Annotated in this window: 22 protein-coding genes; 10 read left to right on the forward strand and 12 right to left on the reverse strand. The window is 48.9% G+C overall.

Annotated features, from left to right (window positions below; all coding sequences use genetic code 11):
• Window positions 1-26: 26 nt before the first annotated feature.
• The 4 genes from HHX48_RS09255 to phoB form a co-directional block, all read right to left on the reverse strand.
• Window positions 27-1,475, reverse strand: coding sequence for a hypothetical protein (locus tag HHX48_RS09255; protein ID WP_191024423.1), 1,449 nt, complete (start codon window positions 1,473-1,475; stop codon window positions 27-29).
• Between the two features lie 285 nt (window positions 1,476-1,760).
• Window positions 1,761-2,714, reverse strand: coding sequence for a PstS family phosphate ABC transporter substrate-binding protein (locus HHX48_RS09260; RefSeq protein ID WP_191024425.1), 954 nt, complete (start codon window positions 2,712-2,714; stop codon window positions 1,761-1,763).
• Window positions 2,714-4,012, reverse strand: a complete 1,299-nt coding sequence (gene phoR / locus HHX48_RS09265) for a phosphate regulon sensor histidine kinase PhoR (RefSeq protein WP_191024427.1) — start codon at window positions 4,010-4,012, stop codon at window positions 2,714-2,716. The genes HHX48_RS09260 and phoR overlap by 1 nt, the downstream gene beginning before the upstream one ends.
• Window positions 4,013-4,088: 76 nt before the next feature.
• Window positions 4,089-4,775, reverse strand: coding sequence for a phosphate regulon transcriptional regulator PhoB (gene phoB, locus HHX48_RS09270; RefSeq protein WP_191024429.1), 687 nt, complete (start codon window positions 4,773-4,775; stop codon window positions 4,089-4,091).
• Between the two features lie 201 nt (window positions 4,776-4,976).
• On the opposite strand from phoB, the gene HHX48_RS09275 reads away from it, so the two are divergent.
• Together HHX48_RS09275 and rdgC are read left to right on the forward strand one after the other, a co-directional pair.
• Window positions 4,977-6,704: a sensor histidine kinase gene (locus tag HHX48_RS09275; RefSeq protein ID WP_191024431.1), complete on the forward strand. Its 1,728-nt coding sequence runs from the start codon at window positions 4,977-4,979 to the stop codon at window positions 6,702-6,704.
• Window positions 6,705-6,787: 83 nt separating this feature from the next.
• On the forward strand, window positions 6,788-7,693 hold the full coding sequence (gene rdgC / locus HHX48_RS09280) for a recombination-associated protein RdgC (RefSeq protein WP_191024433.1): 906 nt from the start codon (window positions 6,788-6,790) through the stop codon (window positions 7,691-7,693).
• 69 nt (window positions 7,694-7,762) lie between these two features.
• Here rdgC and HHX48_RS09285 read toward each other — a convergent pair whose 3' ends face one another.
• Window positions 7,763-8,317, reverse strand: coding sequence for a helix-turn-helix domain-containing protein (locus HHX48_RS09285; RefSeq protein ID WP_317983495.1), 555 nt, complete (start codon window positions 8,315-8,317; stop codon window positions 7,763-7,765).
• A gap of 97 nt (window positions 8,318-8,414) precedes the next feature.
• Here HHX48_RS09285 and HHX48_RS09290 point away from each other — a divergent pair, with 97 nt between their 5' ends.
• Window positions 8,415-9,614: a benzoate/H(+) symporter BenE family transporter gene (locus HHX48_RS09290; RefSeq protein WP_317983496.1), complete on the forward strand. Its 1,200-nt coding sequence runs from the start codon at window positions 8,415-8,417 to the stop codon at window positions 9,612-9,614.
• Here the strand turns inward: HHX48_RS09290 and HHX48_RS09295 are convergent, their stop codons facing one another.
• Complete coding sequence (locus tag HHX48_RS09295; protein WP_191024436.1) at window positions 9,615-10,451, reverse strand: HDOD domain-containing protein; 837 nt, start codon at window positions 10,449-10,451, stop codon at window positions 9,615-9,617.
• 303 nt (window positions 10,452-10,754) lie between these two features.
• Between HHX48_RS09295 and HHX48_RS09300 the strand changes: the two genes are divergently transcribed.
• On the forward strand, window positions 10,755-12,467 hold the full coding sequence (locus tag HHX48_RS09300) for a dipeptidyl-peptidase 3 family protein (RefSeq protein ID WP_191024438.1): 1,713 nt from the start codon (window positions 10,755-10,757) through the stop codon (window positions 12,465-12,467).
• A gap of 51 nt (window positions 12,468-12,518) precedes the next feature.
• On the opposite strand, the gene HHX48_RS09305 is transcribed toward HHX48_RS09300, so the two are convergent.
• From HHX48_RS09305 to folB, 4 genes are read right to left on the reverse strand one after another with little or no spacing between them, the layout of a single operon-like run.
• Window positions 12,519-12,887, reverse strand: coding sequence for a histidine triad nucleotide-binding protein (locus HHX48_RS09305; RefSeq protein ID WP_191024440.1), 369 nt, complete (start codon window positions 12,885-12,887; stop codon window positions 12,519-12,521).
• Window positions 12,888-12,934: 47 nt separating this feature from the next.
• The gene (locus HHX48_RS09310; protein ID WP_191024442.1) at window positions 12,935-13,735 is read right to left on the reverse strand and encodes an undecaprenyl-diphosphate phosphatase; all 801 of its coding nucleotides are present in this window, start codon (window positions 13,733-13,735) and stop codon (window positions 12,935-12,937) included.
• 3 nt (window positions 13,736-13,738) lie between these two features.
• Window positions 13,739-14,236, reverse strand: a complete 498-nt coding sequence (gene folK, locus HHX48_RS09315; RefSeq protein ID WP_191024444.1) for a 2-amino-4-hydroxy-6-hydroxymethyldihydropteridine diphosphokinase — start codon at window positions 14,234-14,236, stop codon at window positions 13,739-13,741.
• Window positions 14,226-14,588: a dihydroneopterin aldolase gene (folB, locus tag HHX48_RS09320; RefSeq protein ID WP_191024446.1), complete on the reverse strand. Its 363-nt coding sequence runs from the start codon at window positions 14,586-14,588 to the stop codon at window positions 14,226-14,228. Before folB ends, folK begins: the two co-directional genes overlap by 11 nt.
• A gap of 125 nt (window positions 14,589-14,713) precedes the next feature.
• Between folB and plsY the strand changes: the two genes are divergently transcribed.
• Window positions 14,714-15,331 (forward strand): glycerol-3-phosphate 1-O-acyltransferase PlsY, encoded by a 618-nt coding sequence (gene plsY, locus HHX48_RS09325; RefSeq protein WP_191024448.1) that lies wholly within the window; start codon window positions 14,714-14,716, stop codon window positions 15,329-15,331.
• Between the two features lie 69 nt (window positions 15,332-15,400).
• On the opposite strand, the gene HHX48_RS09330 is transcribed toward plsY, so the two are convergent.
• Window positions 15,401-16,621 carry an alkaline phosphatase family protein gene (locus HHX48_RS09330; protein WP_191024450.1) on the reverse strand — a complete coding sequence of 407 codons (1,221 nt, stop codon included), beginning with the start codon at window positions 16,619-16,621 and terminating at the stop codon, window positions 15,401-15,403.
• 87 nt (window positions 16,622-16,708) lie between these two features.
• A complete protein-coding gene (gene tsaD, locus HHX48_RS09335) occupies window positions 16,709-17,725 on the reverse strand; it encodes a tRNA (adenosine(37)-N6)-threonylcarbamoyltransferase complex transferase subunit TsaD (RefSeq protein ID WP_191024452.1) in 1,017 nt (338 codons plus the stop codon).
• Between the two features lie 226 nt (window positions 17,726-17,951).
• Between tsaD and rpsU the strand changes: the two genes are divergently transcribed.
• The 5 genes from rpsU (at window position 17,952) to HHX48_RS09360 (ending at window position 23,232) form a co-directional block, all read left to right on the forward strand.
• Window positions 17,952-18,167, forward strand: a complete 216-nt coding sequence (gene rpsU / locus HHX48_RS09340; RefSeq protein WP_012517258.1) for a 30S ribosomal protein S21 — start codon at window positions 17,952-17,954, stop codon at window positions 18,165-18,167.
• Window positions 18,168-18,243: 76 nt separating this feature from the next.
• A complete protein-coding gene (locus HHX48_RS09345; RefSeq protein WP_191024454.1) occupies window positions 18,244-18,690 on the forward strand; it encodes a GatB/YqeY domain-containing protein in 447 nt (148 codons plus the stop codon).
• 80 nt (window positions 18,691-18,770) lie between these two features.
• Window positions 18,771-20,561: a DNA primase gene (gene dnaG, locus HHX48_RS09350; RefSeq protein WP_191024456.1), complete on the forward strand. Its 1,791-nt coding sequence runs from the start codon at window positions 18,771-18,773 to the stop codon at window positions 20,559-20,561.
• A gap of 276 nt (window positions 20,562-20,837) precedes the next feature.
• Entirely contained in the window at window positions 20,838-22,676 is a 1,839-nt protein-coding gene (gene rpoD / locus HHX48_RS09355; protein WP_191024458.1) for an RNA polymerase sigma factor RpoD, read from the forward strand.
• A gap of 109 nt (window positions 22,677-22,785) precedes the next feature.
• Complete coding sequence (locus tag HHX48_RS09360) at window positions 22,786-23,232, forward strand: GNAT family N-acetyltransferase (protein ID WP_223858227.1); 447 nt, start codon at window positions 22,786-22,788, stop codon at window positions 23,230-23,232.
• Window positions 23,233-23,313: the final 81 nt, after the last annotated feature.

A 23,313-nucleotide genomic window follows, 5' to 3' on the forward strand; every position in this document is an offset into this window, starting at 1 on the left:
TTTTCATCGACTTAATAACCTAAGCCTTATTCCAGACCTACTGTTACCCAGCTTTCTGTCCAGTCAGTAGTCGCATCCATCGCGCCGATAAAGTCAGTGGCATCAAAGAAGCTGTCGTCAATGCTGACGCTACCTTCAAGCAGTACTGAACCTTCCGCCGGCTGATAGCCATTGTCTGCCAGTCCAAGACCATCCTGTGCAACAACACTGTTACCTTCCTGACCTTCAAACCATGTTTGCGTGAAGCCTTCGGTGCCTTCGTCATCACTGAAGTTATTGCCTTCAGCACATGCCACAACAGAGTTGGTCATTGTCAAATCACCTGCATCGGCATTCGCCTGAGACTCCGCACCGTTAACACGCAGACAGTTGCTGTAGGCATCCGGACCGGTGATAACAAAGCCTGATAACGCACCGGCAGTACCTGCGCGTAAACGAACGCCGTTGGCATCATCGGCGCCAAGAATAGTGACGTTGGCAACGGTTGGGTTTGTCAGCGGTGTCGCCGCTGCATCAAATTCACTGTTGTCGGATTCAAACGCATTATCGCCATCTGCGGCATCTTGCTTGATAAGCACATATTGCGCTTTACCTGTCCAGCCGAATGACCAGTCAAAAGAATCGTCACCGTTCGCAGTCAGAACAATGTGCTTCACATTAACTGTTCCGCCAAAAAACTCGATACCGTCGTCAAGGTTCTGGTGAACATGAATGTAATCAACCTCAGTGCCTGAACCCACACCCGCAAAACTGATACCATTTAGCTCATCACCGTTACCTAGCGTACGACCGGCGTGCTTAACGACAACGTAGTTAAGTTTACCTGAGCTATCTTCAGGCATGTTGCCGCCAAACTGACCTGCGTCACCTTCAGCAGAAACACCACAGTTATTCAGTTCATCCTCAGTGGTTTCACCGACCTGGTCACCACATGAGTTAGCCGGAGCACGACCTAACAATACCAGGCCGCCCCACTGACCAATGGTAGTCTCCTGACCGGTTACATCCTGGATGGATGTCATGGTGATTGGCGCTTCAGCTGTACCGTTTGCCATGATTTGTGAACCACGACGAACCACCAGGAAATCTTCACCAGCCTGACCGATGATAGTCGTACCAGCTTCAATCGTCAGTACCGCTGAGTTTTCGTTGTCGCCACCTACTGCGGTACGACCATCCAGCACCCAGTGTGCGTCGGCGCTCAATGTCGCATCTTCATTAAATTCAACATTTGAAGATAACTGATACACCGGCTTGTCTGTGATTTCAGGGAAATTTGCTGAAACATCTGATGCCAGACCAGCAGTTACCAGTGGGTTAGCATCACCATCTGTCGGAGGATCAGTCGGGGTGGGGTTAGCAGTGCCGCCTTCGTTAGTTACGTCACCTTCATTGATATTGATATCACCGCCGCAACCAGCAAGCACTAGCGCGCTGGCAATTGCAGATGCTTGAAACAGATGCTTAATAGTCATTCGATTCTCCGTCAGGACTATGTATTTTTAAAAGACAGGAGAAGACTACATAAGCTTAATGACACTTTTGTTACATTATGACACTGTCACAAAAGTTTTATATTTTCGCAGGAACTAAAAAATAACAAATTAAAATCAATGAGTTGAAAACACACAGGCGCTGCGTGCAACCTGGTTTTGAGCGTAGCTCGCCGCTTTTTCATCCACGCTGGCTCTGACAGCGTATTTTTAGACTACAGTAAAAGGTTGGCTGTCGGCCGTTTCTGGATTCGTATCGACGCGCTGTCATTTTCCATCAAGCAACCGCCGCTGTCGCAGCAGTACATCATCGCGTACCGGAAAGTAGCCGTCTCGTGCGACCTGCTGCTGCCCTTGACGGGACAGGATGAACCGCAAAAACTCTCTTTCAAGCACGGGTAACGGTTTGTCAGGGGCTTTATTTACCACCAGATACAAAAAACGGGCAAATGGATACGTTTCATTGCGCACTGTATCGCTGGTCAACGGTATAAGGTGTGCTTTATCCGTGCCGATGGGCAGCGCCTTCACGCCGGCGGTTTTATACCCGTACGCGGCGTAACCCATACCATTTCGACTGGTTGCTACCGACAACACAACAGAAGCCGACCCGGGCTGCTCATTCACCGTAGCGCGAAAATCGCCATCACACAGTGCCATCACTTTAAACAGTCCATAGGTACCTGACACGGAGTTACGGCCATACAAACGAATGGGAGAGTTACTGATGCCGGTATCCACACCCAACTGATGCCAGCGCGTGATGGGTTCTGACCCGCCACAGAAGCGCGTATGCGAGAAAATGGCGTCGACCTGCTGCAGCGTGACCCCTTCAATCGGGTTTCGCCGCTCTACAAAAATAGCAATGGCATCCATGGCTACCCGTAATACAGTAGGTGGATAGCCATGTGCACGGGTGAACTCGCGAATTTCGCTGGGTTTTAATGCCCGACTCATCGGGCCTATCGTCGCCGTACCTTCGATAAGCGCCGGCGGTGCTGTGGATGAGCCGGATGCCTGAATCTGAAATTTAACCTGCGGATACAGCGTTTTAAACTCCTGCGACCAGAATGTCATCAGGTTAGCCAGAGTGTCAGAGCCCACGGAGGTGATTTTTCCTGCCACACCTGGCTGGCGAGTATATTCAGGAACATCCTGGGTGGCAGCCATAAGCGCCCCCGATACGACACAACAAAATAACGCAGCGATCGTTTTAAGCATTATGTTCCTGCTATTAGTTCCTGACTGAGCAAAAATGAAAATTCGCTACCCTGTCCGACAGTACTGGCAATTTCCAGCCGTGAGTTGTGGTGAGTCAGTACGTGTTTAACAATTGACAGCCCCAGCCCCGAGCCGCCTGTTTTTCGCGACCGGGCTTTGTCCACCCGGTAAAACCGTTCTGTCAGACGGGCCAGATGATTTTGCTCAATACCATCCCCATTATCAACCACCGTAAACCGTGCCCCGTCGCTGACGGTGTCCCAGTAAACGTCTATCTGCCCGCCGGCAGGTGTGTAATGCACCGCATTGAAAACCAGATTGGAACAGGCACTGCGAAGTTCGGTTTCTACCCCAAAGACTTTCAGCTCCCCATTAATGTGAAAAGTAATGGTGTGATGCTTATCTTTGTTTAATGCCTGGGCTTCGGCTTCCAACTGCCGGAACATCGCTGGCATATCAACAATATTTTCATAAATGCGCTCTGAGCTTGCCTCGATACGCGACAATACCAGTAAGTCTTCTACCAGATTCTGCATGCGCTGTGTTTGTGCTGACATCTCGCTAATGGCTTTTGCCTGAAACGGATCGACCTGGTCATCGGCTGGCAGCAACTCAAGGTAACCATGCAATACCGTCAGTGGTGTGCGCAGCTCATGAGACACGTTGGCCACAAAATCCTTGCGCATTTCTTCCAGTTGAGACACCCGCGTAATATCCCGGGCGATCAGCAGCAAGTGCGCTTCACCGTATGGCATTATCCGATATTCGAATGTTTTGCCCGGATTGGTAGGAGCCGGCACTTCGATGGGATGGTCAAAATCACCGGCATGGAAATAAGCGATAAAGTCAGGATGCCGGATAAGGTTATCCAGACGCCGCCCGGCATCAGCCGGCCACTTCAGCCCCAAATCAAGCCGCGCCAGACGGTTACACCATATGATATTTGCCTTGGCATCTACTACTACCGCAGCATCGGGAAGTGCCTCGGAGCCCTCACGAAAACGCTTTACCAGCTCGCCCAGCTCTTTGCGTTTATTACGATTACGCCGCTGCAGATAATAGATACCTTCGTAAATATGCTCCCACACCCCTTTTACCGTGGGCGGAGACATTTTGCGGCTATGCCACAGCCAGCGATTCAGTTTAAGCAGTTGCCAGTAATTGATGGTAAGCAAGACCAGCGCACCCAGCGTTATTGCCAGTAACATATCATCCAGGTACCACCCCACTGCAGCAAACACCAGTAAATAACCGCCTAATCGCAGCAGGCTTTTTAACCAGGAGAAAGGATAGTACATAGTTAACGCATTGAACCTTGGTTGGGCAGATGAGCATCAAAAGGCACAGTGTAGAGAACTGTGCCTGTAAGGAAAGTTATTTTGTGGAAAAGCGATATCCTGCGCCGCGCACCGTCTGAATCATCGCATCGTGGCTGTGCTTGGCAATCGCCTTACGAAGTCGGCGAATGTGAACATCTACGGTACGATCTTCTACATACACATTCGTCCCCCATACGTTATCCAGAAGCTGCTCGCGGGAATAAACCCGCTCCGGATGGGTCATGAAAAAGTGTAAAAGTTTAAACTCGGTCGGCCCCATATCCACCGCTTCATCATTAGCAGACACACGGTGGGACGTCGGTTCCAGTTTCAGTCCGTTAAACTCGATTGGCTCTTCTTTAGAGGTTGGAGTAACACGTCGCATCACTGCTTTTATGCGTGCCACCAGCTCTTTTGGGGAAAACGGCTTGGTAATATAGTCATCGGCGCCGGCATCCAGCCCACGGATTTTATCGTCCTCCTCGCCACGTGCAGTAAGCATGATGACCGGAATATCACGGGTAAACTCGTGTTGTTTCAGGTTTTTTGCCAGTTGAACCCCGCTACCGCCCGGCAACATCCAGTCCAGTAGAATCAGATCCGGATATGGCTCACAGATTTTTTCCTGAGCAATATCATAGTCTTCCGCTTCTACGGTATTAAACCCTGATTGCTCCAGCACAAACTTTAACATTTCGCGAATTGGCGCTTCGTCCTCTACCAATAAGACTGTCCGAGACATAGACTGTTTCCTGCTCATTTTTAAACGCCGCCATTATTCATTGAATCTGTGACAGTTTTATTAAATGGGTTACAGTTATATGTCAAGTTTTTGACCAAACCATTGCAAAGTGGGCTTTACATTATTCTGCTTGTTTAAACACCAATTTGTGCATATTCTTGGGCATGAGGAAATGAATCAGGGAAAGGATATGTGGTTCACATGACCCCAGTAAAAACCGGCTTGTCGAAAAAATTGCTGACTCGCGTGCTGTCGGTTTATTTTATCCTGACATTTATTGTGACTCTGGGCCAGATTTTCACCGAGTATTTCAGCACCAAGCAGAATATTGAAGGCGAACTGCAAACCCTCAAAAACACATTTTCTACCAGTCTGACCCGTGCAATATGGGAGCTGAATACGCCGCAGGCACTGACTATTGCCCGCGGACTGATGGAACTGCCGATTGTGGAAGGCGTGCAGATCCGTGATGAAACCGGCGAGTACATTGCAAATCTCGGGAATACGGCTGACCAGCCAAGACAACCTATTAACAGCGGCATGATGCAGGACCACCCCGGTGGTGTGTTTGGTTACAGCTTTCCGCTTATTTTTGAGTTTTCCGGCCGCGCGTCCCATGTCGGCGACGTCACCCTGTATTCCAGTTTCGATATTATCTACAGCCGGATTGAAATCGGCATCTTCTTTTTAATTGGTAATGCCATCGTTAAAACCGCGTTTCTGGTTTTTCTTTTTATGACCGCCTTCCGCCGTCTGTTGTCAGAGCCTCTGGCCAGCATTACTGAACAAATGAGCGCCTTTGACCCGGAACACCCTAAAGATTCCAAAATATCTGTTTTTGTCGAAGATGATAACGAGTTACGCCAGCTACAGTTTTCTTATAACCAGGTCATAGATGATTTGATTGCCTCGCAGAATAAGTTGCGCGGTACGCAAATGAAGCTGGAGCGCAGCTACCAGCAAATTGATGAACAAAATCTGTTACTGGAGCAGGAAGTTGCCAAAAAGACAGCATCGCTGTCGCAAATTATGCTGGATCTTGAACAGCAAAAAGATGAGCTGATTGGAAACCAGCGCGAGTTACGCGCTGAAATAGAAAACCGGCAGCGTGTGGAAAATGAGCTGAGAAAGCGAAACACCGAACTGGCCCGCTCAATGGATACACTGAATCAGGCTAAAGACCAGCTGCTGGAGTCTGAGCGAATGGCCACATTGGGTGGGCTTGTAGCCGGTATCACCCATGATGTGAATACACCCATCGGAGTAAGTGTGACCGCAGCCAGCTTTTTGGAAGACAGGCTGAATAAACTGCAAAAGCAGTTTGAAGACAAGACGCTGACCGCAGGCCAGATGGAAAACTTTTTAGACGAATCACACCAAACCACATCGTTGTTAATGAAAAACCTGCAGCGTGCGTGTGAGCTTATCGAATCGTTCAAGCAGATATCAGTGGACCAAACCAGTGACGCTGAGCGCAAGTTCAATCTGGGTGAGTATATCGATGAGGTCATGCAGTCACTGAAACCCAGCTTTAAGCATACTACGCATAAATTCAATATTGAGTGCCCGGATGATCTGGTCATTCGCTGTGCACCGGGCGTCATTGCCCAAATCATCACTAACATGGTGATGAACTCACTGATTCACGGCTTCGACGGTATCCACAATGGCAGAGTACAACTGACGGTGCTTGTGGAGGGTGACGAGGTCATTATGGACTACAGTGACAATGGAAAAGGACTCACAGAGGGCCAGCTTGATAAGCTTTTTGATGCCTTTTTCACCACGCGTCGCAGTGAAGGCGGCAGCGGCCTGGGCACGCACATCATGTATAATCTGGTGACACAGGCACTAAACGGCACTATTACGCCCACCAGCGCCCCCGGTAAGGGCCTGAGCTATCATATTCGCTTCCCGCTGCGTCGTTAGTAAATTTACCCCGAAAGGCCGTTGCGCGAAGGGTGTCCGATTGGTACGCTTGCCGCCCGTAATTTTGAAAGTAGCGTGTGGCAATGTGGTTTAAAAATATAAAAGCCTATCAAATAACCCAACCTTTATCGTTGGACGACGATGACCTGCAAAATGCGTTAAGTGAATTCACATTCCGGCCATGCGGCAGTCAGGATCTGGCGACCAGCGGATTTGTTTCTCCTTTCGCTCAGGTGGGTCAGGAAACCATGATGTTCCATAAAGTTCAGGAACGTTACTGGATCACCATCAAAAAGCAGGAGCGCATTCTGCCCTCAACGGTTGTCAATGCTGAGCTGGCTGAGAAGGTCGCGAAAATTGAAGCGGAGACAGGCTCACCTGTTGGCAAGAAAGCGCAAAGCGATCTTAAGCAGGAAATCATTACCCAACTGATGCCTCGCGCGTTTACCAAAAACAGCTATACCCATGGCTTTATCTCGCTGCCTGACAATCTTGTTGTTGTTGACAGCTCATCAGATGGTAAAGCCGAAGGGTTTCTGGCCATGGTCCGAAAAGCCATCACATCATTGCCCGTTGTGCCGCTGGCGCGCCGTAGTCTGCAATCGGAGCTTACTCACTGGCTGACAGACGGTGCCCCGGACAATATCGAGCTGCTTGAAGAGGCTGAGCTTAAGTCTACCGACGATTTGGAAAGCGTGATTCGCTGCAAGAATCAACCGCTGGACAGTGAAGAGATTCAGTTACATCTCGATTCAGGCAAGCTGGTACAAAAAATCGGTTTTGCGTGGCAGGATACGCTAACAGCGCTTATTGCCGAAGATGGTTCTTTTAAGCGCATCAAGTTTACTGATCGTATGAAAGAAGAGATGGACGATATTCCAAAAGATCAGGCATCGGCCCGACTTGACGCTGAATTTACGCTGATGTCGTCTGAACTTTGTGTCTTTTTGGATGATATGCGTAAAACACTGCAACTGACAGAAGACTAATGCACTTCAATGTTTTTTAGCATTGTCATAAAGCCGGGCCTGATTGCCCGGCTTTTTTATAGCGGTCCGTCACGGATAACAAATGATATCGATAAACGTGGTCTCACCGGTTTCATCCCGATAGCCGTGCGCTGTATCTGCCTGCAGAATAAATTGCTCGTTGGCTTTGACTGTATGCCAAACGTCTTGCTGATAAACCGCCAGCTCCCCTTTTAATACATGTATATGTTCAGTCACGCCCGAAGCATGTGCCGATGAGCGCTGCTCGTGATGATTGGTCAGGGTAATTTCAAAGGTTTCCATCCGGGTGACCGGGTTAAACTTAAATAAGGTTGTCACCTGCATATCAGGATCATGGGTAAACGCCGCCTGCCGTTGCTGACTAAGCACATAAGCATCGCTAGTTTGTGAGCTAATAAACGACGAAAATGAGGCATCCAACCCTGTCGCGATTTTCCACAGCGTCGCAATGGTCGGGCTCGATTCTTCCCGCTCAATCTGACCAAGCATGGCTTTAGATACGCCTGTAGCCTGTGCCGTTTTATCCAGTGACCATCCTTTCTGTTTACGTGTGTATTTTAGCTGAGCAGCAATTTGCTGCGTGATATGTGCTGACTCTTTCACAATTTGCCTCTTGTGCGCTATAACGCACAATGCTATCTTTTACCGTGCGTTTTAACGCACAGTGTACCAGTCAGATCCGATGCGTAAAGGAGCCCGTGTGTTTAAATCACTCAGTGTCAGTCATATTGCCGCAGGGCTAACTGCGGTTGTTGTGGGTTACAGTAGTGCCGTGGTACTGGTCATTGAGGCTGCACGTGCCGCCGGTGCTTCACCAGGCATGGTTGTAAGCTGGTTATTTGCGTTAGGCATTGGCATGGGGCTTAGCTGCATTGTATTTTCCCTGCGCTACAAAATTCCGGTAGTGACCGCCTGGTCAACGCCTGGCGCGGCGTTTTTGCTTAGCGCGGCAGCGGCGTTTCCGCTAAGTGAAGTGATCGGGGCGTTTATCGTCGCCGGTCTCTGCGCGCTGGCCTGTGCGCAAAGTCGTGCACTAACCCGATTAATTACCGACATCCCCACCAATATCGCCTCCGCGCTGCTGGCGGGGATCGTGTTACCGATTTGTCTGAATATCTTTGTTGATGTGACTGAGGCGCCTTTGGTCACTGCCATCTTTGTCGCTACGTACATCATCGCCGGCCACATTATCCCTCGTTATCTGATGTTGCTTTTGCTGGTGCTGGGGGTGGGATACAGCATCTGGTTAGGTGATTTGACCGAACTGAACTGGCAGGCCGGTATTGCGACGCCGGTGTGGGTCTCACCGGACTTTTCTGTTGCCTCTGCAATAAGCCTTGGTCTGCCGTTATTTCTGATCACCATGCTGTCGCAGAATGTGCCTGGCATGGCAATTTTGAAAAGTTATGATTTTAAGCCTGATCACAAAACCGTGCTCAGCGGACTGGGCGCCCTACAAATCATGCTTGGGCCGCTGGGAGGTTTTGCCTTTAACTACGCCGCTATTACGGCAGCTATCTGTATGGGTGAAGATGCCGGACACAAGCGAGAGCATCGTTACCTGGCGGCAGTGGTCGCCGGAGGCGCTTATATCGGTTTAGGTCTGGCGGCAGGCTTTGTGGTCACCCTGTTTACCCATATGCCTGACGTTGTCATTCATTTATTGGCAGGACTCGCCTTATTGGGCACACTACAAAGCGCGTTGTTTAACAGCATGATGCCGGAGCGTTACCGAAAAGCAGCGTTGATGACACTGGTATGTACAGCGTCGGGAATGACCTTATTTAAACTGGGTGCACCGGTATGGGGATTAGGGCTGGGTTTACTGATGATCACACTGGAGCGTACTCGCTACAAAAAGATAGCTTCTGCAGCGAATACACAGGTTAATAACCAGTGATCAGGCGAAGATTTGACGCGCGTTATTCCGTAATTCGGCAAACGCGTCGGTTTCGACATCTTCAATACCGCCGAGCGCGCCGCGTTCTATCGCACGTGTTAGCACCACCTCTTTCTTGTCGCCCATTCGACCGGCCAGGGCTGCGCCTACCCGGACAAAGTCCAGATAGCCAAGGGTTTTGGGCACCATAGAAATATCCCGCCAGTGTTCGGCAGAGTTGACAAACGTCGGCCCAAAGCCCCATTCCCGCATGATGCTGCCTCCGATAGGACCGGAGACTTTTTGAATTGCTTCATCTAAAAACGTCGGATTGGCAAACACATCTTCGTTGCGTTCGGCCTCAGTGAGAATGGGTAGCACACCGATATTATGAACCAGTGCTGTCAGCGTCATGGTATCCACACTGATTTCACGCTTATTAGATTTATTGGCATAGGTCTGTAGCGCTGCCAGCGCATTGGCAACCACCTCTATGGTATCGGCCCACTCTTTACGAAGATATTCACCTACAAGTGTATTTTTTGATACGAACAATTGCTCCATCGCAAGTGCCGTCGCAATATTTTTAATTTGCTGCAGACCGATTCGGGTAACTGCCTGACTGACAGAGTTTACCTTGACGGTCCGTCCAAGATAGGCGCTGTTGGCAATTTTAATAATCCTGGCTGCCAGTGACGGATCCTTACTGATCACGTCACCCATCTTCCCCAGATTCACATCCGGGTCATCAGCGGTACGCCTCACCTGCAAGGCAATAGCCGGCAAAGTAGGTAATACCAGCGTATCGTTGTTGATTTTTTCTACAAGGATGGAAAGTAGTGCATTTTCTGTAGACATAGACTGTCCTTTTACGGCAAGAGAATCATTATTATTTGAAATGGGAGGACAAAGGCCGCTTTATTTTTCAATAGCTTCAACATGGCATCAGCACTTCCCTGCTGATTAACTATATCAGCCAATTTACCATTGCGCACGTGTGTGAAAATAGTCGGACGTATTGGATACTATAGCGTTGCCGCCCAGGAATGGTTATGCTTGACCCACAGGGTTGGGTAGCACAGTCAACCGCTCTACAGACAAGGGATTAAGAAGTCCCGATAATAAAAATGACCCGCTAACATGACAATTGATAAGAGAACTATGTTTAAAAGCAGAATGACTATAACAGCAGTCGCGGTTGCCGCGGCAGTGTTTTTGAATACCGGCTGCAGTGACGCACCTGAGAATGAAACAGCCTCTGGCACAGCGGAGCAACAAACGGTTGCATCCGCAGGCAATATTGAGAACCAGGAATCAGACTTAACCATTGATCGCAAAAGACTGTCTATCTATCAACCCGTGGATCTCGACGCAGACATTAGTCATTTGAGCGACAATCAGCAAAAAATGGTGGCGTTGCTTATCGATGCAGCAAAAATTATGGATGACCTGTTCTGGCAACAGGCATTCGGGGGAGAAAAATCTGCGTTTCTTAATCGCCTGAACGATGACGAGATTGCCCATTTTGCGCAAATTAATTATGGTCCCTGGGATCGCTTAAATGGTGATGCAGCATTCTTATCCGATGTTGACAGCAAACCTGAGGGTGCGCAGTTTTATCCTGAAGACATGACTAAAGAAGAGTTTGAAAAAGCAGATTTTGACGATAAGAAAGGTCTCTACTCGCTGGTTCGTCGCAACGACAAGGGCGAACTTTACACTATTCCCTATTCAGAAGCCTATAAAGCGCAGCTGAACGAAGCGGCAGAGCTTTTAACCAAGGCGGCTGAACTTGCTGAAGACGAAGGCTTTGCAAATTATCTGACATTGCGTGCAAAAGCGTTAGTTAGCAATGAATACCTTGATTCAGATATGGCATGGATGGATATGAAAACCAATCCGGTAGAGCTGGTCATTGGCCCTATTGAAACCTATGAAGATCAGCTGTTTGGTTATCGCGCCGCGTTCGAAGCCTACGTGCTTATCAAGGATAAAGCATGGAGCGATAAACTGTCGCGTTATGCGCAATTCTTGCCTGAATTACAACAAGGCCTGCCGGTACCGAAAGAATACAAGGCGCAGATGCCGGGTTCTGATGCTGATTTAGGCGCATATGATGTTGTGTATTATGCCGGTCACTCTAATGCCGGCAGTAAAACAATTGCGATTAACCTGCCTAATGACGAACGGGTTCAGCTGGAAAAAGGTACACGCCGTCTGCAACTGAAAAATGCTATGCGTGCCAAATTTGATCAAATCCTGATGCCTATTTCTGAGGCGTTGATTGTGCCAGAGCAGCGTGAGCACATTACCTTCGATGCGTTCTTTGCAAACACGATGTTCCATGAAGTCGCACATGGCCTGGGCATCAAAAACACGCTGGATGGCAAGGGTACCGTTCGCGCAGCGTTAAAAGAGCACGCATCGGCATTAGAAGAAGGTAAAGCCGATATTCTTGGCCTGTATATGGTGCAAAGCCTGCTGGAGAAAGGTGAAATCACCGAAGGAACGCTGGAGGATTATTACGTGACCTTCATGGCCGGCATTTTTCGCTCGGTACGCTTTGGTGCTTCCAGTGCCCACGGTAAAGCTAATATGATTCGATTCAATTATTTTGCCCAGGAAGGTGCCTTTGAGAAATCCGAGAAAGGCATGTACCGCGTTAATATGGACAAAATGCAGGCGGCAGTAAAATCGTTGTCTCAAAAAATCCTGACGTTACAGGGAGACGGTGATTATAAAGGCGTCAGCCAGCTGGTGGAAAAAATGGGTGTGATTAAGCCCGAACTGGCCAGTGATCTGGCGAAACTGGAAAAAGCCGATATCCCGGTAGATATCCACTTCAATCAGGGTAAAGAACTGTTAGGTCTGTAATTATCAAACGCAGAGTGGCGTAATGCCGCTCTGCGTAATCATCACTGGTGATTATTCTAAGTTCTTGGGCTTGTCCGTGTAAGGCGGCCAGCCCAGTAATTTACCACCCAGCACATGTAAATGTATGTGGTAAACACTTTGCCCGCCAAACTCATTGCAGTTCATCACTGTACGATACCCTTCCTCAGCAATACCCATTTCGTCAGCCACCTTGGCAGCGACAATGGATAAATGACCGACTAACTCTCTGTCCTGCTCGGCAATATCATTGATCGTTGCTATGGCCTTTTTAGGAATTACCAGAAAGTGCACCGGTGCCTGGGGGTTAATGTCCTTAAACGCCAGAGCCAGCTCATCTTCATAAAGAATTTCAGCATCGATTTCGCGATTGATAATTTTAGTAAAAATAGTTTCAGACATAGCGAATCCTTTTTTTATGTGAATGAAGGGCAACCCTCAGTTTGCCCTTACCCGAACACAAACCAGAGCAATACTGCGCCCAGTATCAGTCGATAAATCACAAACGGCAACATTCCGATACGGGAAATCCAGCTTAAAAACAAATAAATACAAAGGTAAGCACTGACAAAGGAAAACGCCGCACCGTAAAAAAGCGCACTCCAGTCGACCTGCTCGCCGGAGCCAACCAGTTCCAGCACTGCCAGTGTGCCTGCCCCGAGAATAACCGGGATAGACAGCAAAAACGAAAAGCGTGCAGCGCTCTCCCGGTTAAAGCCCAGCATCAGCGCAGCGGTCATGGTAATGCCTGAGCGCGAAGTGCCTGGAATCAGTGCCAAAGCCTGCGCGAGGCCGATAATCACGGCGCCCTTCAGGCCCATTGCCGACAAGTCTTTGGTATGCCTGGCAGCCTTATCCGCGTACCACAACAGCAGACCAAAAATAATAGTGGTCGCGGCAATGACCAGCGCGCTGCGTGCATTAAGTTCAATCCAGTCTTTCAGTAGGAAGCCGGCAATGACCGCAGGAATGGTTGCCAGTATGACATACCACGCCAGCCTGCTGTCTTGTGTCTGATCAGATGAAAACCCTCTGGTTAGCCAGGCACCCGCCATACGAAGAATATCTTCACGAAAATAAATCATAACAGCAAGCAGACTACCTACATGCACGGCCACATCGAACGCCAACCCCTGATTGACCCAACCTAATAACTCAGCGGGAAGAATCAGGTGGGCGGAACTACTGATTGGCAAAAATTCTGTGACTCCCTGAATGATTGCCAGAATAATAATTTCAAAAAGCGTCATTGCTTAAACGTCTCTCCAGTCAAATACTACGGGCCACAATGGCTGGTCTTTATTCTCAAACTGCTGCCACAGCTGCTGATAGGTTTTGTTCTCAATCGGGTGGCGTTCATCCGGCACCAATTCAGCTAATGGGCGCAATACAAATGCGTTATACAGAATCTCTTCTCTGGGCAGCGTGACAGGCTGCGAAGTCACTACGTGATTAAACGTTAAAAGATCCAGGTCTAATGTCCGCGAGCAAAATTTTTTCTCACTGTGCGTACGTCCGTGCGCCTGTTCAATTGCCTTTAGTATGTCGTTAACTTGCGCCACATCAAGATCGGTATAAGCACTGACGACCAGATTGTAGAATGTTTCCCCGTCAAAGCCGACCGCCTCACTTTCGTACACTGATGAGCACTGCACATCACTGAAGTACGTTTTAAGTGCGGCAACACCTCCGCGGGTATGCCTGGCTCTTTCAATGTTCGAGCCAATACTGATAAGAATTTTATTGAGCATTACTTTTCGATTCAGAAATAGTGACAGTGACAGCCCGGGCATCCGGCAGAATTTTGGGTTTGGTAATCGCCAGAGATACCGAAGAAACCGCAAAGGCAGACAGTACGGCCTGGCACAAAAAGTGGCCCAATGCCTCTAACAATTCAAATTGCGTCGCCCCCGCTTTTTCCTGGATAAAGGTAGCAAGTTTCGCGTAGTCGATGGTATCGGCAACCTTATCGCTGGTGCGGGCATCTGTCAGGTCAGCAAAAATACTGACATCAATCAACAGGCGCGTTTTCTGCGTTCGTTCCCAGTCATAAACGCCAATAAGCGCATCAACGCTTAACTCACGGATGTGTATCTGATCCATATATTTCAGCCAGTTTTTTCATCTGGCGTATTCTCGCCCAGACGCATCTGAACGCATGCGACTGGCGCATTTACGCGCTTTTTAGTAGTGTGAGGCAAGTGTAACCTGAACCTCGGCCGTATTACATGATTGCAACTATTATTTTAATGGTAAGTGTGGCTTACCTGTGCGGCTCACTTTCCAGCGCCGTGGTCATCAGCCGCCTATACCGGTTACCTGACCCACGCCAGGCAGGATCACAGAACCCTGGTGCAACGAATGTGTATCGTTTAGGCGGTCGTATTCCGGCGGTCTTGGTGCTGGTCATGGATATTCTTAAAGGTACCATTCCGGTGTATATCAGTTACTGGATTGGAATAGATGCGGTGGCGCTCGGTGTCATTGCTATAGCCGCTTGCCTTGGGCATATTTTTCCGCTTTATTTTGGCTTCAAGGGGGGCAAGGCTGTAGCAACGGCTTTTGGCGCGATGCTTCCCATTGGTCTGGAGCTAGGTGGGCTGCTTATACTAACCTGGGGAGTCGCGCTGTTTATCTGGGGCTATTCGTCGCTTGCCGCCATTATCACAGTTGCACTGGCACCGCTTTATGTATGGTTTATCAAGCCGCTCTACACCCTGCCTGTAGCTATGCTTTCAATCCTGATTATCGCGCGGCACCGGGCCAATATCGTCAGACTGATAAAGGGCGAGGAATCTAAAGTGTGGAACAAGCAGGGCAAACTGAAATCGGACAGCCAGCCCTGATCCCATACTTACTCAGGTTAAATAGCAAACTCAGCGAACGATGTCGCAAGGCCACGTGCACGTTAGTATTTAGCGAAGTCCTTGCGTGATTACATCCATTTTTCCGTCAATGTTTCCTAACAAGGATAAACCCATAATATGAGCGATAGCGGGGTACACCTCAAGGTTACTCATTACAGGTAACTGCACATTACTTTTAAAGGCAGGACCGACGGCAACAAATGTCGCCCCCATAGCTTGCGCATCAGGCCAGTATCCATGACTTCCGGGCATCACATTACTTTGCTTATCCTCAGTGAATACTGTACCTGAGGATGCCTGCAATAAGATATCGCCGGTTCGAGCAGTCACCGGATAATGATATTTTTTGCGTAATTGCTGATTTAAAAGGGTAAAGCGCTGGTCTGACTGGCTGTCCAGCCGATGTTTCAACGCGGTTATCTCCTGTGAAGATGTATTCTCTTTGGCATAAATGTGTAATTGCGTATGTTGATTCACAATTTCAAATAACGTGGTATCTATATCCAATGAATCGACCTGCACTCTGCTATCTTTATCAGTAGATTGCATGCCATGGTCAGAGACAATGATAAGGTTAACCGGAAAGTCGAAGCTCTGAAGACGGTCAAAGAGCTGTCCAAGTAATGCATCTACTTCCTGAACCGCTAAACGAGTCTGTTGCGCATTTGGTCCATACTTGTGGCCTTGACTATCAACCAGTGAAAAATATCCCGCGATAAATTTTGGACGAGCGTTATTCGGCAGACGCAACCACTGAATAATCTGGTCAATACGGGCCTGATAATCTGCATACTTGGAATAATGATAGAAGTAGGTCGGCGTGCGGCCATTTACGCGGGCGTCAGACTCAGGCCAGAAATACGTAGCAGCTTTCACGCCGTTGAGCTCTGCCAGATTCCACAATGGTGTGCCGTTGACCCATGTACTATCTTTAAAGCCTTTGCCCATACTGTATTTGGCAAAGTCCTTCCCATCACTCCGGGTTTTATCAGTAAACCGATTATTGACTATACCGTGATTCACCGGGTAGCGACCGGTAATCAATGATAAGTGATTTGGAAATGTGTTAGCCGGATAAACCGGCGTCATTCGTTCTGCCCGCACGCCCTGAGCCGCGATACGGGACAGTTCACTGGCTTGGTGCTTTTCGATATAGTCGTGGCGCAATCCATCGACAGATATAAGAACCACATGTTGATTATTGGCTGGTTTTGCCGTAGCCAGTGAGCTTAAAAATATCAGGCACAGGACCGGTAAAAATCGTAACACTCATTACTCCCGTTAGCTGCAGGCTTTCCATAAATAGCGGTTTGTTATGACACAGGGATGACATTACTCAACGCTGACGTGCGCTCACTATCCAACACTGGGCAACGAATCCAGCGGCCAGCGTGGATTGGCCGTCGCCCCAAGCGATACAGTCTGCCCCGCTTTAAGCCGCTGCATGCCGGCGTAGGCAATCATAGCGCCGTTATCGGTACAAAATGCCAGATTCGGATAATAAACCTCGCCCTTCAACTTACGCATCATCGCTTCCATTTCATTACGCAGCCGCTTGTTCGCACTCACGCCACCGGCAATGACCAGACGCTTCAATCCGGTTTGCTTTAATGCCCGCCGACATTTAATCATCAGCGTATCAACCACCGCCTCTTCAAAGGCGTAGGCAATATTAGCATGGGTCTGTCTGTCATCAGCGGCGTCACGTATCGTGTTTGCTGCGAAAGTTTTTAAGCCGCTGAAACTAAAATCCAGACCAGGACGGTCGGTCATCGGGCGTGGAAATTGATAATGTCCGGCCTCGCCCTCTTCTGCCAGTTTAGCCAGCAGCGGCCCGCCCGGATAGTCCAGGCCTAGTAGCTTGGCGGTCTTATCAAATGCCTCACCCGCAGCATCATCAATGGACTCGCCCAATACTTCATACCGCCCGATACCTGCAACATTGACCAGCATTGAATGCCCGCCGGACACCAACAGTGCGACAAACGGAAATGTCGGCGCGTTATCCTCAAGCATCGGCGCTAACAAATGCCCTTCCATATGATGTACACCTACCGCTGGCACATTCCAGGCATAAGCCAGTGCCCTGCCAACGGAAGAGCCTACCAATAGCGCACCTACCAGTCCTGGCCCCTGCGTGAATGCAATACCGTCCAGCTCAGCCGGTGTGGTATTGGCATCCTGCATAGCTTTTTCGATAAGCGGCAGGGTTTTGCGCACATGATCCCGGGAAGCCAGTTCAGGGACCACGCCTCCGTAATCAGCATGTAATTTTACCTGACTGTACAATTCATGAGACAATAGGCCCTGCTTGTCATCGTAGACAGCAATACCGGTCTCATCACAGGATGTTTCAATTCCCAGAATGCGCATAAGGTGATCCGACTTGGTAAAAAATGTGGGCCGGAGTTTACCGTTTATCATCATAGGTGGGAATGGCGGATCACGCATTTTGTCAGAAACTGGCTATTTTTTAGCAATTCTGTCTTTACATTTGCCCCGCGAATGATTAGAATTTCGCACCATTTTTAACCCGGGTGCCCTTTTTGTGAGCATATTTTGCCCGGTTCAACCGTGATAATTTTGAGGTGAGTACTTAATGCCTATCGTTAAAGTTAGAGAAAACGAGCCGTTTGACGTCGCGCTTCGTCGTTTCAAGCGTTCTTGTGAAAAAGCAGGCGTTCTGTCAGAAGTTCGTCGTCGTGAATTTTTCGAAAAGCCGACCTGGGAACGTAAACGCAAGAAAGCTGCCGCGAAGAAACGTCATCTGAAAAAGCTGGCTCGCGAAAACGCACGTCGCGTAAAACTCTACTAAGATAGTGTTTATTCTCAAAGGTGCCTGAAGGCACCTTTGTCGTTTCTAAGGCTTGGTTTTTTTAAAAGGTCCTTTCATGGCATTAATTGACGAATTAAAAGAAGCACAAAAAGATGCAATGCGGGCGAAAGACAAAGTTCGCCTGGGCACAATTCGTATGGCAATTGCAGCCATCCGTCAGCGTGAAATTGATGATCAGATAACACTCACTGATGCAGACATTTTGGCAGTGTTGACCAAAATGGTTAAACAACGTCAGGATGCAGCGCAACAGTATGACGATGCTGGTCGCGAAGAGCTTGCGGCAACAGAACGTGCTGAAATCGCTGTCATTGAAGACTTCCTGCCCCAGCCTCTTACCGATGCTGAATTGGATGCGTTAATCGATGAAGCCATGACTGAAACCGGCGCAACCGGTATGCAGGACATGGGTAAGGTGATGGGACAACTTAAACCTAAAGTTCAGGGTCGCACTGATATGGGCGCGCTGAGCGGAAAAATTAAAAGCCGCCTTAACGGCTAACGACTTCGGCGCAGCGAATCATTGTTGCGCCTTTTTCCTATCTTGTTAAAGTAACTCCTTTATTCCTGTAATCTGAATTCATGGCCGGAAAAATACCCCGGGATTTCATTGATGATCTCCTGTCCAGAACCGACGTTGTCGATATTGTAGATAGTCGGGTGAAGTTAAAAAAAGCTGGCAAGAATTATCAGGCTTGCTGCCCCTTTCATAACGAAAAAACGCCTTCCTTTACTGTCAGTCAGGACAAACAGTTTTATCACTGCTTCGGATGCGGTGCACACGGCAATGCTATCTCTTTTATGATGGAGTTCGATCGTCTTGAGTTTGTTGAGGCAATTGAAGAGCTCGCTAAATTCCATGGGTTGGATGTGCCCCGAGAGCAAGGCGGGCCGCCGGCGATGTCTCAGGCTAAAAAGCAGCAGCTGGAAGATGATCATACCCTGATGGAACAGGTCGCCCGTTATTTTCAGCATCAGTTACGCAGCCACCCTAACAGTCAAAAAGCCATCAGCTATTTGAAAGGCCGTGGCTTATCCGGTGATGTTGTCAAACAATGGGAAGTTGGTTATGCCCCCAGTGAGTGGGACGGCGTACTAAGCACGTTTGGCACCACTAATGAGCGTATACGACAATTGATCGACCTTAAACTGGTCAATCAGAACGACAGTGGCAAACAATACGATTTTTTCCGTGACCGGATAATGTTTCCGATTCGGGACAGACGTGGACGAGTTGTGGGTTTTGGCGGCCGCGTGCTGGAAAACGACAGCGGGCCGAAATACCTGAACTCGCCGGAAACGCGCATCTTTCATAAGGGCCAGGAGCTCTACGGATACTACCAGGTCCGCCAGAATAATCGGCATCTGGATAAGATCATGGTCGTTGAAGGCTATATGGATGTCGTTGCGCTCAGTCAGTTCGACATTAATATTGCTACAGCGGCGCTGGGCACTGCAACCACACCGGACCACCTGAATTTACTGATGCGTTCTACCAATCATATTGTGTGTTGCTACGATGGCGATAACGCCGGACGACAGGCCGCCTGGCGGGCGTTGGAAAACGCCCTTCCCGCGCTAAAGGATGGTGTAAAGCTGACATTTTTGTTTCTGCCTGACGGCGAAGATCCTGACACCATGGTACGCAAGGTCGGCGCTGATAGCCTGCTGGCAATGCTCACCGAGGATGCATTACCGCTGTCGCGCTTTTTCTTCGAAACGTTGCTCAAAGAGCACGAAGTGGGCACCCCGGAAGGTAAGCTGGCCTTAAAAGCAGCAGCGCAGCCCCTGATTGATTCGGTACTGGGGGAGAGTCAGCGCGCGATGCTTGCCGAAGAGCTTGCCAAACATACTGGTGAGTATGATCGTTTCAGATTGCAGCAAGACATTGCACAGGCCAATCAGAAATCATCACGGCCGGGCGGCAGCAGTACCCGCCACGCCGTGCAAAAAACCCGTTTATCCCCGGTCCGCACATTGGTGCGCCTGCTGCTTGACTCACCTTCGCTGGCAAATCGCTGCGAGGAAGTTATGCCATCGCTGTTAGCCGGCAGTGGTATCGCAGGCATAGAGCTACTGACTGACATTCACCAGTATTGTGTGAAAAACAAACACGCCACCACAGCCCAGCTTCTTGAAAACTTCCGCGAGCATCCCCATTCATCTACCATCGCAAAGTTACTGCAGCAGGAACATCTGGTAAACGACGCGGATGAAGAGCGGGTATTCACCGATAGCTTTGCCCGCCTTCTTGACTGGCATTTTGATAGTCGCATCGAAACGTTACTTTCTCGCTCCCGGGTGCAACCGCTCAGTCGGGCCGAGAAAGAAGAGCTGACAATGCTGATGAAAGAGCGTCAGTCAATACACTGAGCCATCAGACCAGTGTTGCAGGGAAAAGCACCAACTATTTTTGGTTAAAAAACATGCCGGTAGCCTAGTACAAGCAGCGTGTAATCTGTTATACTGGTCAATTCGCTGCAAGCTTACGTAAGTAAATGCAGGACGATTTTTCAGCCGAAAAAGAGGGTCAGAGGCCCTGACAGGTGCGGTAACAAGACGACAGCAAGCATGAATGAGCAATGGATTCAGACGTTGGCTTAGTCATGCTTTTTTGCTTAATTTATTATTGTGAGAAGTGTAGGTTCTATGGCGCAAAGCAAGCAATCTCAGATTAAACTCCTGATTGCAAAAGGTAAAGAGCAAGGTTACTTAACTTTTGCAGAAGTAAACGACCACCTGCCGCAAGACATAGTCGATTCTGATCAAATCGAAGATATCATTCGCATGATCAATGACATGGGTATTCAGGTTTCAGAATCCGCTCCGGATTCTGACGAATTACTCATGCAGGAAACAACCGCCGACGAAGATGCCGCAGAGGCCGCAGCTCAGGCTCTGGCAACCGTAGAAAGTGAAATAGGCCGCACCACCGACCCGGTACGCATGTATATGCGTGAAATGGGTACGGTTGAGCTTCTGACTCGTGAAGGCGAAATTGAAATCGCCAAACGCATTGAAGATGGTATTAATCAGGTTCAGTGCTCTGTCGCAGAGTATCCTGAGGCGATTACCTATCTGCTTGAGCAGTGGGATCTGTATGAAGCCGAAGAAATACGCCTTGGCGATATTATTTCTGGTTTTGTAGACCCTGATGATGACCGTGATATGGCTCCCACTGCAACGCACATCGGCTCCGAACTTTCAGAAGAAGAACTGGAAGATGAAGATGACGATGACAAGGACGACGACGACGATTCTGATGAAGATGACAGCGGTGTAGATCCGGAGCAGGCGCGTGAAAAGTTCGCCGAATTGCGTGATCAGTATGGCAAGGCGCGCGACGTCATTGAAACGCAGGGCCGTGCACACCCGGATTCACGCAAAGAAATTGAAGCATTAAGCGAAATTTTTAAAGAATTCCGCCTGGTGCCTAAGCAGTTTGATCGCATGGTTAAAAACATGCGCGATATGATGGACAAAGTACGTATCCAGGAACGTCTGGTCATGAAGTACAGCGTCATCAACGCTAAAATGCCGAAGAAGGATTTCATCAAAGCTTTCGCTGGTAATGAAACCTCTACTGAATGGTTAGGCGAAGCGATTAACGGCGGTCATGCTTACAGCGATGCGTTGGCACAGCATAAAGAAGATATCGAGCGTAGTGTGTCTAAAATGACGCAGGTTGAGCAGGAAACAGGCTTAATCATCGCAGATATTAAAGATATTAATCGCCGTATGTCGATTGGCGAGGCAAAAGCCCGCCGCGCGAAAAAAGAAATGGTCGAGGCCAACCTGCGTCTGGTTATTTCAATTGCTAAAAAATACACCAACCGTGGTTTGCAGTTCCTGGATTTGATTCAGGAAGGTAACATCGGTCTGATGAAGGCAGTGGATAAGTTTGAATACCGTCGCGGCTACAAGTTTTCAACGTATGCCACATGGTGGATTCGTCAGGCGATCACCCGTTCTATTGCGGACCAGGCCCGAACGATTCGTATTCCTGTTCATATGATTGAAACCATTAATAAACTGAATCGTATCTCTCGTCAGATGCTTCAGGAGATGGGGCGTGAGCCAAGCCCGGAAGAATTGTCAGAACGCATGCTTATGCCTGAAGACAAAATCCGTAAGGTACTGAAGATAGCCAAAGAGCCGATTTCTATGGAGACGCCCATTGGCGATGACGAAGATTCGCATCTGGGTGATTTCATTGAGGACAGTACCATTATTCAGCCGCTGGACTCTGCCACTGGTGGAAGCCTGAAAGGGGCGACGCAGGAAGTACTGGCCGGATTAACGGCCCGCGAAGCGAAGGTACTGAGGATGCGTTTCGGTATCGATATGAATACTGACCACACGCTGGAAGAAGTTGGTAAGCAGTTTGATGTAACGCGCGAGCGTATTCGTCAGATTGAAGCCAAAGCGTTGCGTAAATTGCGCCATCCAAGCCGCTCTGAGCAGCTGCGCAGTTTCCTGGACGAATAAGCATATTGAGAACGTTTTGAAAGCCCGCTGTTGCGGGCTTTTTTGTGTCTGGTGGTTTACCTTATGACCGTTTATCGCTAGGTTACAGATTGAAAAAATTTAGGGGGCAATGAGTATGCAATGGCAGTGGGCAAAACTTGAAGCGTTAGGGGCAACGGATGTGCACGCAATGTATCAGCTACGTCAGAATGTCTTTATTCTGGAGCAAACATGTCTTTATCCTGATATTGATGAGCTGGACGAAAAAGCCTGGCATTTACTGGGCTGGCAGGGCGGTCAACTCACAGCATACGCCCGGCTGCTAGCCCCGGGCATTAAATACGCAGAGCCTGCGATGGGTCGTGTGCTTATTTCAATGCAGGCTCGCGGACAGCAACTGGGGCGTAAGCTGGTTGATGAAGCCCTCACCTACAGTGAAACGACGTTCAGCACCACCGCCATGCGCATTTCAGCGCAGCTTCACCTCGCTGCTTTTTATGAAAGTTTCGGATTTGAGCGGGAAGGTGAGGCCTATGATGAGGATGGTATCCCGCACATTGAGATGTATCGACGCTAAGCCGATATCCAAATCGCTTACATGCCTGAATAATCCATCTTAAAAGACGTGCGTATCTAAGGGTGTCTATTACAAACCAAC

It is taken from the genome of Salinimonas profundi, from assembly GCF_014750655.1.
Taxonomy (GTDB): Bacteria; Pseudomonadota; Gammaproteobacteria; order Enterobacterales; family Alteromonadaceae; genus Alteromonas; species Alteromonas profundi_A.